We start from the raw sequence: 12,748 nt of genomic DNA on the forward strand, positions 1-12,748 counted from the left end.
TCAAGGCTTATATTGCCGTTTTTTCATTTCTAAAGAGTGTAATAAAAACTTCACCATAACGCTCTAACTTACTTTGCCCAACCCCTGAGATTTGTGCAAAATCATTTAAAGTTTGAGGTTGTTTAGTATGTATTTCCGCCAAAGTTGAATCATGAAAAATAATATAAGGTGGGACGCCTTGTTCGTTAGCTAATTCAAGTCGTATGGCTTTTAACCGATGCCACATGTCATCCTGGGGAATGATGCGAAGTTTAATATCTCGGCGTGAAGATTTAATTTTAATGGGTTTTTCAATTTTTTCACGTTCTTTACGTAGCGCAATCGTTTGTTCTCCTCGTAATACAGCACGACTAAGTTCCGTTAGTCGCAAACTACCAAATTTACCCATGTCAACGCTTAGAAAATTGGCTGCAACCAATTGACGATAAATACTTTGCCATTGAAGAGCACTGTAATCTTTACCAATACCGAAAGTAGATAATTCATGATGTTGAAAGCGTTCAATTTGAGGTGTCATTTTCCCCATTAACACATCAATTAAGTGTTTAACGCCAAATATTTGTTTGGTGCGATACGCGCAAGAGAGTGCCATTTGGGCGACAAGCTTACCATCATAAGTTTCGACGGGTAGGAGACAATTATCACAATTGTTACAGGGCGCTTGGTACTGTTCATTGAAATAATTGAGTAAGACTTGTCGACGACAACAGGTGGTTTCGCAATACCCGACAAGTGCTTCGAGTTTATGCCGTTCTAATCTTTTGTGTTGAACATCAGCAAGGGATGTGTCTAACATTTTTCGCAACATCACTACATCACCTAATCCATACGAAAGCCACGCATTAGCTGGTAATCCATCACGACCCGCACGCCCTGTTTCCTGATAGTAGCCTTCCATACTTTTAGGCAAGTCAAGATGGGCAACAAAACGAACGTTGGGTTTATCAATGCCCATGCCAAAAGCAACCGTAGCGACCATGATAATTCCTTCTTCTCGAATAAACCGTTGTTGATTTTTTTGACGAAGCATTTGCGACAATCCAGCGTGATAAGGTAAAGCGATACGACTTTTGCTGCTAACCCAAGTTGCTATTTCCTCTACTTTTCGGCGGGATAAGCAATAAATGATGCCTGCGTCTTCAGGATGTTCTTTTTCAATAAATTGCAATAATTGTTCGCGTGCTTTTTGTTTGGGGATAACAGTGTAACGAAGATTGGAACGATCAAAACTCGCTATAAACTGGCGGGCATGAGTTAAGCCTAAGCGCTCCACGATTTCTTTGCGCGTTGGCTCATCGGCAGTAGCGGTTAAAGCAATGCGAGGAATGGTAGGAAAGCGTTCACATAAAACACTCAGCTGGACATACTCAGGTCGAAAATCATGCCCCCATTGCGACACGCAATGCGCTTCATCGATTGCAAATAAAGCCAAGGGGATTTTTTCTAATGCTTCCAAAAATTGGGGGGTTAATAATCTTTCAGGAGAAACATAAATTAAATCTAACTGTCCTTGCCACAAAGCTTGCTCAACTTCCCATGCTTCTTTGGCATTTAAACTCGAATTAAGAAAACGTGCTTTTACGCCTAATTGCAATAGGGCTTCGACTTGATCTTGCATCAATGCAATTAAAGGTGAAATGACAACGCCTACGCCCCGTCTTACAATGGCTGGAATTTGAAAACACAAGGACTTGCCCCCGCCGGTTGGCATTAAAACCAAGGCATCTTTCCCGTCGATCATATGCTGAACAACACTCTTCTGGTCCCCCCGAAATTCGCTGTACCCGAACGTCTGGGATAATACTTCTTGGGGTGAAACCATGATCATGAATCCTTCATAACAATTTTTAATAATGCTGGGTGTCGTAGTCTCAGTTATCAACAATGGCTGATTACAAGCGCTTAAGCTTGCATCGCTTACTTTGCAAGGCATTGCCCGGCCGCCGCTTACTTGAACGGGTTTATAAATGGGTTCAAGGAGTTTAACACCTTACAGTCTTTGCAAGTAAAAGAAGAAGCATATAGCGTCCTGATTCATCCTGAGGAACAAAAGAAGGGATAACGAGAAGTAAAAAATTTAGTCAGGAGAAGCGATGGAGAACCTATAGTAATCCGACAACAAAAAGTACCCAGGCGCCAATGATCAGATGGGATAGGGTAACACCGATCAACGTGCCATGTCTTGCATACATCCAACCCCAAAAAAGACCTGGAATCATGACAACAAATTCGAAAGCAAAAGATACATGTGAATGCATGGCGCTAAATAATAAGTTGGAAAGTACAATCGCCCAAATCGTTCGATGACGTCCGGTCAGTAAAATTTGGAAGGAGCTTTGCAATACACCGCGCGTTAGAAATTCTTGCACAGGCACGAAGATGAGGTAGAGAAAAACTAATAATCCACCGACCCAATAAGAAACATGTGCATTTGCGGCCACGGGGGTGAGATCAAATGAAAAACTGATGAGATTTTGACCCGCAAAACTTGGTGTGTACCTTATTAATAAAGCTTTGCACAATAAAATTAAAAGTAACACGGGCGTGGTGAAGATAATCGCTTCATAGACAGAGCGACGCCAATTATTAAAAGTTAACCCATACACGCTTAAAGGATAACCACTGTTTCTAACCATATATATTAAAGGCGTCACTAAAAAAATCATCAAGGGAATGGTGATGAAAGTCGTTGACACAATTTCACTGCGCAAAAACAAAAAGAGTTGAAGTGAAAAAATATAGACAGAAAGTAAAATGAGCGTGTTAATGATTAAATCGCTCATAGCGTTATGCGCTTTCGCTTTTAATAATTCATTTTTTAAAGCGACTACCGCCGTCGCATTGGTTGACCTTAAACGTTTAGCAAGATTTTTTGAAATATTTTGCACCATGATTGCATAAATAGGTTGCATATCATTTTTTTTAAAATAGTTTAACCATTTTACAAAGCAGTTTTTTTTCGTTTCAAGCGTGCGTAATTTTTGTATAGATAATACAAGTAAAGTAGTCGGTTGGGTTGCACGCACAGTTGCTGAACGGGGGAAATTGTCAATCAAGGTCATCTCGCCAAGGACTGCGCCTTTAGTTTCTATATTCAGACGATGAAAAAGATTCGTTTCATTATTAAATTTTGTTATTTCAACTTCACCTTCTTTAATAATATAAAGATCATCATTTAATTCATTTTCATGAATAATAATATCGCCTTTATTGACATGGATTTCAGTTAACTCAGAAGATAGCGTTTCTAATTGCTGCTGAGTGAGGCCCAAAAACAATTCATTCTCTTTGAGAAAATTTAATACTTCATTGGTGGGTTGGGGTTTGTTCATTGCGTTCCATGCAAATACGCGATGTAGGTGAGTCGTACTATGAATATATCAATATAACAATGAATTAAACCTCAAGACAAGGAGGTAGTCCAAATTGAAACCATTTCGCATTTGCCGACTAGAAAACTTTAATTTGTTTCTGGTCAAACGGGAAGGGCAGTGTTATAAGGTCGACAGACGAGCTTGGGCTCACTCACCTGAGTCGACTCGAATTTATCTTGTGAATGATAAAATTATGGTGCTCACCAAGGGCTAAAAAATGAATAAAAAAATAAAATTAATGATGACTTTCATTTCAGCCATTTCCCTTTCATGGCCAGCTCATGCCGCTTCACCGGGAATTTTTGGAGGGGTAGGACTCGATTATAGTTATTTAGCTGATTTTGATGGCACAACACAATATGGGCCAAGTTGGACGCAAGGACAAAGATTTTTTATTGGTTACAATTATTCAGCAACCATCGGTTTTGAAGCAGCTTATACTCAATATGGTCATACCAATTATACCGTCAAAGCCAGTAGCGATATGAATGTTGACTATCGTTTAAAATCTCTCACCGGTGTGGTAAAAGCTTACGTACCTCTTGGTTCCTTTGATGTGTACGGCATCCTTGGCTTTGCTGAAATGTATGGTGTTGGAGATACAAGAATAGGCTCAACTAAACTTAGTTCTTCATCCGAACAAGGAATGGTTTCCACAGCAGGATTAGGTGCAAGTTATCTCTTCACTTCATATTTAGTGACAAGTTTAGAATTTATCCGTACGGGTAAGAAAGGTAGTAATGTTAATTCCGGTATACCTAATACTAAAATGTTTTCACTTAACGTTGCTTTAGTGATCTAGGGTAAGGGCGTTGCGGGAAACAATTTAAGAGTTGATCGAAAAATCAAAGGTTATTCCGAAGGAATATCCTTCGGAATAACCCAGATTGCTTATCTATTTTGATCGCCTGGATTTTTTTGTCCTGGATTTTGTTGTCCTGGATTTTGTGGGCGATTTTGACCTTGTTTATTTGGATTTTGTGGGTTGTTTTGGTTATTTTGTTGGTTGTTTTGGTTCTTGTTGTCGTAGTTTGTCATAGCGAAATTCCCTTTGGTTAGTTAAGAAAAGTGGAAAGTTAAAAAAACAGGTTATCGACCGCGGCCGCTTTTAGCGCCTGATCTTTTTTTTGTTTTTGCACTGCTTCGTTTCTTCGCGACCATTTTCTACTCCTTGAAAACTGAAAGGAAAAATTAATCATGGACCTCCATTATAACCTAAAGATCAATTAAGCCAAATAAAATATAAAATGATTAAAAATAACAATAACTTACAAAACAAAGCCCTGGGTTTCCCGAAATCGTAACTCACCTTGAAGCGTATTATTTTAAACCAATATGATTCATTTTTATTCATCATAATCTTTACTGCGCTACAACTCAATTCAAGCTGATCTTCAAAAATAGACATGCTGAATGGCTTCAATGGTAATTTGTTTCAATGTTTCTATCGTTGCAATGGGTGTGTTAAGCGGGGGTGTCCAATAGAGAGTACGGCCTAACGGTCGAATTAATGCGCCCAGTTCAGAAGCTTTTCGTGTTATCTCAAATCCAACCCGACTCCGTGTTTCATGCGTATTGAGCTCAGCTGCCACCATTGCACCAATTCCACGCATGCCGGTTATGCATTGGGTGATTTTCGCAACTTCGTGCATTGCAGTGTTCATGGCGAGTTGCAAGTGATGGGTGTGATTGATAATGGATTCATCTTTTAAAACTTGCAAGGCTGCCAAGGCAACACTCGCGGCTAATGCATTCCCGCTGAAAGTGTGCGAATGTAAGAACGCTTTTCCAGTCTGATAATCATCATAAAATAAATAATAGATATCATCGCGGGTCAGCACTGCACTTAGCGGTAGCCACCCTGACGTTAAATTTTTTCCTAGACATAGAAAATCAGGCTCAATATTCGCATGTTCACAAGCTAGCATTTTTCCCGTACGACCCAACCCTGTCATGATTTCATCTGCAATTAAATGAACATGGTGTTGTTCGGTCCATAGACGTAACCGTTTGAGAAAATCCTGACTATAGATTTTCATATTCCCAGCTGCCTGTACAATGGGTTCAACAATGAGTGCAGTTGCTATTTTACAAAAAGGCGCAAGCTGTAATTCAATGTCTTCCCAATAAGCGCCGCAATCATGCCATAAAGGATCATTTATCCCTGAAACGTAGACCGGTGTAATGTAATGCGTTTTAAATAATAAGGGGGAATAGGGTGCTTGATACATTCCTAAATCGCTAACACTTAATGCTCCTATCGTTTCGCCATGATAACTATTGCGTAATGCAATGAATTGAGTACGCTTGCTATCACCTAAAATAAAGCGAGCGTGAAGGCTCATTTTTAATGCGATTTCAACTGCACACGATCCATCACTTGCGTAAAAAACTTTTTTTAATGTCGACATGAGTTGGGCGAGCTGTGTTGAGAGATTAACAATTAATTCATTGGTGGTGTTGGCAAGAATGACGTGCTCGAAATAATCTAATTGGTTTAATAAAGCCGCTTTCAGTCGAGGATGGTTATGGCCGAGCGATTTACACCACCAACTTGAAATTGCATCAATTATTTTTTTGCCATCGGTAAGCTCGATGTAACTGCCCCGTGCTTGTTTGATACATAAGGGTTTAAAAATTTCATAATCTTTCATTTGTGAACACGGATGCCATAAATGAGTGGAAGGTTGATTCATGACAACATAAACCTTTAGTAAACTAAAATTATAAAAAAAGTTGACTGCAAAAAAAGCATAACATATATTGTTTTCCGGAAGCAGTCTTTACGGAAATTTCTTTATGCAAAAAAAGAGTTGGCTGATCAGTGAAGTGCAGGCAATTTATGCATTACCTTTTATTGAACTTCTTTTTCAAGCGCAACTTATTCATCGAGAAAATTTTGATCCGCTTTCGATTGAACAGTGCAGCTTACTCAGTATTAAAACCGGTACGTGTCCGGAAGATTGTGCTTATTGCCCACAGAGTGGCCATTATCAAACCGGCTTACAAAAAGAAAAATTACTGACGGTTGAAGCAGTAAAGAAAGCGGCAATGAGTGCAAAGCAAAATGGTGCTAAGCGATTTTGCATGGGTGCTGCATGGCGTTCCCCTTCAGACAAGCAGCTTAACGACGTGATTAAGATGGTAGCGGAAGTTAAAGCGCTCGGTCTTGAAACATGCTTGACCCTTGGCATGTTAACTCATCATCAAGCCCAACGTTTGAAAGAAAGTGGGTTAGATTTTTATAATCACAATTTAGATACTTCTGATCATTATTATAAAAAAATTATTTCTACTCGAACTTATCAAGATCGTTTAGATACATTAGAACACGTACGGAAAGCGGGTATTCATGTCTGCTGCGGCGGCATTATTGGCATGGGTGAAACGAAAGAAGATCGTATTGCCTTATTAACACAGTTAGCTAATTTACCAAAACATCCTGAAAGCGTGCCTATTAATCGATTGATACCGATTGAAGGCACACCACTCGCCAACGTTGAAATAATTGATAATGTAGAATTTATAAGAACCATAGCAGTCGCTCGTATTCTCATGCCGCTATCTATTGTCCGCTTATCCGCAGGACGTGAAACGATGTCAGAAGAAATGCATGCGTTGTGTTTTTTAGCGGGTGCAAATTCTATTTTTATTGGCGATGTTTTATTAACTGCAAACAATCCAACTGTTAATCACGATCAAATCCTTTTTGAAAAATTAGGCTTAAGTGCCTCCCTTCAATCCTTATCATCCTTACGCTCATGTTAGGTTTGCTTACTAAAAAGCTGAATGCCAATCGGGCTCAGCATTTAACTCGTGCACGTATGGTTTGCGAATCTCGTCGGGCTCAACACATTGGGGAGGACCAGCGAAGTTATATAAATTTTACAAGTAATGATTATCTGGGACTTGCGACCGATCCTCGAGTAAAAAAAGCGATGATCGATGGGATCAATCAATATGGTGTAGGGAGTGGATCATCGCCCGTTGTTTCGGGGTATTATCAGTCAACACGCGCACTTGAAGAACAATTCGCTGATTTTTTAAAACGTGATCGTGCTGTTTTATTTAATAGTGGTTACCATGCAAATTGTGGCTTATTTTCAGCCATAGCAGATCGACATACTTCAATCATTGCGGATAAATTTTTACATGCTTCTCTCCTCGATGGTATTCGATTATCTCGTGCCAAACTTTGTCGTTTTCAACATCATCATGCGCAACATGCAAGTCAGTTATTAGAAAAAAATTGGGGCGCTCTTTTCGTGACTGAGAGTGTTTCAAGCATGAGCGGTGAAATTTGTCCGCTTCCCGAATACCTGCCTGCTACAAAAAAATATCAGGCCATTACAGTGCTTGATGATGCCCATGGTATTGGGATATTAGGAGAACTTGGCGCGGGGGGATGCGATCAATTTAATTTGCAGCAATCAGATATTCACTTTTTAATTACGCCTTTAGCGAAAGCATTAGGTACCATGGGTGCACTGGTCTCGGGGAGCCATGCAGCCATCGAAAGTTTGATTCAGTTTGCGCGCACTTATCATTATTCGAGCGCATTGCCACCAGCGATTCCTGTTGCAACACTTGCAGCGCTTAAAATTTTGCAAACAGAAAATTGGCGGCGCGACCAATTAAAAAGTCTCATTCAACATTTTATCCGTGAGGCAAAAAACCGTAATTTACCGTTAACCTCTGATGATTTGACTCCTATTAAATCTATCATCATAGGGGGTAATGCAGCGACATCTCGTTTGGTGAGCGATTTACGCGACCATCATTTTCTCGTAGCGTGTATAAGGCCACCGACCGTTCCTAACAACACTGCGCGGATACGTATTTCTTTAAATTGTATGCAGAAAGAAAGTGATATTACTGCATTATTGGATTTCATTAGTAGACGTTATCATCATGCATTCAAAGCATGCTCTTAAAAATCATTTTAATCGCGCGGCAGAAACCTACGATGCCTCGAGCGTGATTCAAAAAGCAGCCGGGCATTGCTTAGTCAATAAAATAAAGCAACACGTGATTAACGCACCGCATATTATCGATCTGGGATGTGGTAGTGCAGATTTCACTGAGCACCTTGCAGCGTTTATGACTTATGATAAATTTTATGCTATTGATATTGCTGAAAAATTATTAGAAAAAGCGAAATCAAGATTACGTTACGTTCCTATTCAATTTTTTTTAGCAGATTATGATTGTTTTCATTTTCCCTTGCTTGCTTTCGATTTAATTGTTTCCAATATGGCTTTGCAGTGGAGCATTGACTTTCCAGCAATTTTGCAACGCATTCATCTTCACTTAAAATCACAAGGCATCGTGGCTTTTTCACTCCCTTTGCAAGAAACTTTCCAAGAGCTACCGATTCAGTGTCGTAATGGTTTACCAACAGTCAATCATATTTTAAATCAATTACGAGCGGCGAATTTAATTGTTATAGACTATGCAACTGATAAACGATTGTTACAGTTTGATACTTGGGTTGCTGCTCTTAAACATATCAAAGCAACTGGAGCAAATTATATCGTTCATAAAAAAGATAAGTCATTAAGCAGAACTTTTCCTTTCGAAAAAACTGCAACTGAGAATCCTAAGCTCACCTATCAACTTGGTTATTTTATCGCACAACGGAGCACTTAAATGGCGCATCATTTTTTTATCACAGGCACAGACACGGACATTGGTAAAACCTATGTTACTGTAGGCTTATTGAAAGCGTTTAATCGAGCGGGTTATAAAACAGTGGGCTTGAAACCTGTTGCATCGGGTTGCAATTTGATCGATGCGGCATTACAAAATCAAGATGCACTTTCACTGCAAGAAAATTCCACTGTCCAACTTCCCTATCCTTTAATCAATCCTTTTGCTTTTGAAGACCCTATTGCACCGCACTTTGCTGCTCATAAAGCTGGGACTGAACTTTCTTGTCACGTAATACTTCGTCAAATGGAGCAAGCTTTAAACTATGCGGCGGACATATTTTGCATTGAAGGGGTAGGCGGCTGGCAAGTCCCCCTGAATGCGACAGAAACCATGGCTGATCTCGTTCAGCAAGCACAATGGCCGGTTATTTTAGTCGTGGGTATTCGTTTGGGTTGTCTTAGTCACGCTATTCTTACTTATGAGTCTTTGCAAATGAAGGACATTCCCATTGCCGGTTGGATTGCCAATGTTTCACAACCGCATCTTGATAATGTTCTTCCTATGACCATGACCTTACAACGGCGTTTCGCAGCCCCTTGTTTAGGTATGATAGGCTATCAACAGCCTGCAGAGGATCGGTTGGATATTGGATTGCTGCAACTTATTTAATGGATTAGCCCAGAGCTTAACCAGCTGGTTACATGGTGCAGCTCAGCAATTAAAACTTGTAAGCGGTTATTCTTAGCATGCTCTAACGATTAGATGGTCTTGACGATTTCAGCTAAACAAGCTTTGTATTGATGTTCATGCGTGGCACGATCAACCGCTAGGGGAAAGTCTTTTTCAGATTTTAGTAAATCTAAAGTATAGGCATTACGTACGTCATAATAATAGTCCACAGGGTAAAAAGGAGAGTGTGAGTAAGTTGGATAGACATCTTGTTGTGGGCGTATTTCGTCTTCAACATACCAGGTTATATCGTTGGAAGAATGGCTTTCCCGATGGCTTACGCCAATTTTTTCTTGTTCTATCTGTTCCTTATTAATATATTCGTTAACTTCTTTTATTCTTTGATTAAATTCAGACGGTGTATAAATCGCTTCTTTTTGCGTATACCAACTATCAACGATGAGAGCATGACCCCACGTCTTAGGATCTTTTAAATCACCCGTTCTGTTGATCATGACGACACAATGATCAAAATTAAAACCAATGATTTCTATTCTTTGTATATTCTTATTATTTTCCCATAAATATTTAGACAACAAGCAAGCTCTGTCATAACAATTTCCCTGTCGCTTGGTTTGCGCAAGTAATGCAAAGCTTAAAATACACTTGTGGGATTTTGATAGATGAAATACGGGATCACCTATTGGATTTAAGTTAGGAAATCTCGCAATAAGAGAAGGCCATGGAATGTTTACTGATGTATCTTGGTAACGATAAAACCATTTTCTATTGGTTTTTACGATTAACTTAGGATGTATTAGTGGATTATAATAACGGTCAGCGTGATCTGTTTTATTTTTCGGATCAAAATTTTTCTTTACATACTCGCCCATTTTATCGTAGCGGAATTGATGAAAATAAACTCGGCCCATCGTTCGTATCACATCTTCCATTTTATTCGATGTACCAAACACACAAGTCTCATTGACGTTCCTAAGAGCAGTTGTTAAGCGTTGCTTTAAATTTGGTTGGGATGATTTAAATAAAGTTGCTTGGCTTAGCATGAGAGTCCAGAGTAAGCGTTAATTATTTGAAATAGCCGATTGTTTCACGCTGCCCGTTTATTGTAGCGTGTTCTTTTGCAGTTCTAATTCTTCCCACCGGCTAAAGGCATTTTGTAAATCGGCTTCAGTTGTTTTTAACGCTTCTAGTGTTTCATTGACTACCTTTTGGGGTTGTTTATAGAAATGCGGATCGGCAATTTTTATTTGGAGTTGCTCTATCATTTTTTCCAAGCTTTCCAATTTATTGGGCAGCGCTTCCAATTCTTTTTGTTCTTTATAACCGAACTTCATTTTAACTTTTATATTTTTTTGATCGATTAATTTTTCATTATCGATCCATACAGATTTTGAAGGGTCCACAGTAATATTTTTTTCTAAATCTTTATACCCGCCGACGCTTTCAAGAATGCGCCCCTTACCCTGGAAATAAAGCGTACCCGTAACCACATTATCCACAAAGGCTCGATCATGACTCACTAACAAAAGTGTGCCTTGATAGGATGACAGTAAATCTTCTAATAATTCTAATGTTTCAATATCAAGATCATTAGTGGGCTCATCCATTACGAGAAGGTTTGAAGGTTTGCTAAATAAGCGGGCTAACAATAAACGATTACATTCTCCGCCAGAGAGGGCTTTAACGGGCGTGAGCGCGCGAGCTGGAGTGAATAAAAAATCACTGAGATAACTGATGATGTGTTTGGATCGACCATTAATTTCTATTGAGTCCCGTCCTTCGGCGACATTATCAACCACGGTTTTTTCTAAATCGAGGGCTTGACGCAATTGATCAAAATAAGCAATTTGTAATTTGGTTCCTAACGTGACTGAACCTTCCTGAGGTGCTAAGTTTCCCAGCAAAATATTGAGCAAGGTACTCTTGCCAATACCGTTCGGTCCTATCAAACCAATCCGATCACCGCGCATAATCCGTATGGAAAAATGATCGATTACAGGTTGACCATTAAAACAATGGCTAACGTTTTGCGCGTCTACCACTAATTTACCAGCACGTGCAGCTTCGTTAAGACTAAATGTTGCTTTGCTCTGGACTTCACGCCGTTTAGATCGTTCGATCCGCAAAGCTTCTAGCGCCCTAACACGTCCTTCGTTACGTGTACGCCGTGCTTTGATGCCTTGCCGAATCCAGGTTTCCTCTTGTGCTAGCTTTTTGTCAAATAGTGCATTCTCTTGATTTTCAGCATGTAACATTTCTTCTTTTCGACGCAGAAAGTTAGCATAATCACCTGGCCATGAAGTAAGTTGTCCACGATCCAGCTCTAAAATTCGCGTCGCTAAGCGCTGCAGAAGGGACCGGTCATGGGTAATAAAAAGTAAGGCGGGTCCGGCATTCAGCAATTCATTTTCTAACCATTCAATACCTGCAATGTCGAGATGATTAGTTGGTTCATCCAATAATAAAAGTTCTGGGGAGGATACCAAGGCTTGCGCAAGGGCTGCGCGGCGTTGCCAACCACCCGAGAGGGAAGACATCGATTGATCGGGATTGAGTGCAAGGCGCATCAAAATTTGACTAATATTTTGCTCAAATTGCCAACCATTTGCCGCCACAATTTTTTCTTGTAAGCGTTCTAATTTTGCATATTCTTTTTCAGTCGAAGAGGGAGAGAGGGACCCAGTCAAAGCGTGGTATTGCGCTAATAATTTTCCCGTTTCACTTAAACCTTCCGCTACATATTCATAAATCGTTTGGTCAGGTGCATTGGGCAACTCTTGCGTTAAACGGGCAATGCGGAGATTCGGCTTGCGCCAAATGGTACCCGTGTCCGGCAACGTCATACCTTCAACAATTTTGAGCAAAGAAGATTTACCAGCACCATTACGGCCAATAAGACAGATGCGCTCTTTGGCATTTATTTGTAATTTTATTTGGTCTAACAATGGATCTAAACCATAGGATAAGCTGACTTGATCGAGGGTAAGTAAAGTGGACATGGTTTTCTGCGTCTTTAAGTTGAGGGATATTGT

Annotated in this window: 11 protein-coding genes; 5 read left to right on the plus strand and 6 right to left on the minus strand. The window is 39.8% G+C overall.

Features of this window, described 5'->3' with window-relative positions; translation table 11 throughout:
• Positions 1-7: 7 nt before the first annotated feature.
• On the minus strand, positions 8-1,828 hold the full coding sequence (gene recQ, locus H0W64_05405) for a DNA helicase RecQ (protein MBA3661139.1): 1,821 nt from the start codon (positions 1,826-1,828) through the stop codon (positions 8-10).
• Between the two features lie 274 nt (positions 1,829-2,102).
• On the minus strand, positions 2,103-3,332 hold the full coding sequence (locus H0W64_05410) for a cyclic nucleotide-binding domain-containing protein (protein ID MBA3661140.1): 1,230 nt from the start codon (positions 3,330-3,332) through the stop codon (positions 2,103-2,105).
• 259 nt (positions 3,333-3,591) lie between these two features.
• On the opposite strand from H0W64_05410, the gene H0W64_05415 reads away from it, so the two are divergent.
• Complete coding sequence (locus tag H0W64_05415) at positions 3,592-4,176, plus strand: outer membrane beta-barrel protein (GenBank protein MBA3661141.1); 585 nt, start codon at positions 3,592-3,594, stop codon at positions 4,174-4,176.
• A gap of 89 nt (positions 4,177-4,265) precedes the next feature.
• Here the strand turns inward: H0W64_05415 and H0W64_05420 are convergent, their stop codons facing one another.
• Positions 4,266-4,412, minus strand: a complete 147-nt coding sequence (locus tag H0W64_05420; protein ID MBA3661142.1) for a hypothetical protein — start codon at positions 4,410-4,412, stop codon at positions 4,266-4,268.
• Positions 4,413-4,768: 356 nt separating this feature from the next.
• Positions 4,769-6,070 carry an adenosylmethionine--8-amino-7-oxononanoate transaminase gene (bioA, locus tag H0W64_05425; GenBank protein ID MBA3661143.1) on the minus strand — a complete coding sequence of 434 codons (1,302 nt, stop codon included), beginning with the start codon at positions 6,068-6,070 and terminating at the stop codon, positions 4,769-4,771.
• A 103-nt stretch (positions 6,071-6,173) separates the two neighbouring features.
• Here bioA and bioB point away from each other — a divergent pair, with 103 nt between their 5' ends.
• Genes bioB through bioD form a run of 4 tightly spaced genes read left to right on the plus strand, consistent with a single transcriptional unit; the run spans position 6,174 to position 9,695 of the window.
• Positions 6,174-7,142: a biotin synthase BioB gene (bioB, locus tag H0W64_05430; GenBank protein ID MBA3661144.1), complete on the plus strand. Its 969-nt coding sequence runs from the start codon at positions 6,174-6,176 to the stop codon at positions 7,140-7,142.
• 2 nt (positions 7,143-7,144) lie between these two features.
• A complete protein-coding gene (locus tag H0W64_05435) occupies positions 7,145-8,308 on the plus strand; it encodes an 8-amino-7-oxononanoate synthase (protein ID MBA3661145.1) in 1,164 nt (387 codons plus the stop codon).
• Positions 8,286-9,023: a methyltransferase domain-containing protein gene (locus H0W64_05440; protein MBA3661146.1), complete on the plus strand. Its 738-nt coding sequence runs from the start codon at positions 8,286-8,288 to the stop codon at positions 9,021-9,023. Before H0W64_05435 ends, H0W64_05440 begins: the two co-directional genes overlap by 23 nt.
• The gene (bioD, locus tag H0W64_05445) at positions 9,024-9,695 is read left to right on the plus strand and encodes a dethiobiotin synthase (protein ID MBA3661147.1); all 672 of its coding nucleotides are present in this window, start codon (positions 9,024-9,026) and stop codon (positions 9,693-9,695) included.
• A gap of 89 nt (positions 9,696-9,784) precedes the next feature.
• On the opposite strand, the gene H0W64_05450 is transcribed toward bioD, so the two are convergent.
• Together H0W64_05450 and H0W64_05455 are read right to left on the minus strand one after the other, a co-directional pair.
• The gene (locus H0W64_05450; protein ID MBA3661148.1) at positions 9,785-10,759 is read right to left on the minus strand and encodes a hypothetical protein; all 975 of its coding nucleotides are present in this window, start codon (positions 10,757-10,759) and stop codon (positions 9,785-9,787) included.
• A 57-nt stretch (positions 10,760-10,816) separates the two neighbouring features.
• Positions 10,817-12,715 carry an ATP-binding cassette domain-containing protein gene (locus tag H0W64_05455; GenBank protein MBA3661149.1) on the minus strand — a complete coding sequence of 633 codons (1,899 nt, stop codon included), beginning with the start codon at positions 12,713-12,715 and terminating at the stop codon, positions 10,817-10,819.
• Between the last annotated feature and the right edge of the window lie 33 nt (positions 12,716-12,748).

It is taken from the genome of Gammaproteobacteria bacterium, from assembly GCA_013816845.1.
Classification (GTDB): Bacteria; Pseudomonadota; Gammaproteobacteria; order DSM-16500; family DSM-16500; genus Aquicella.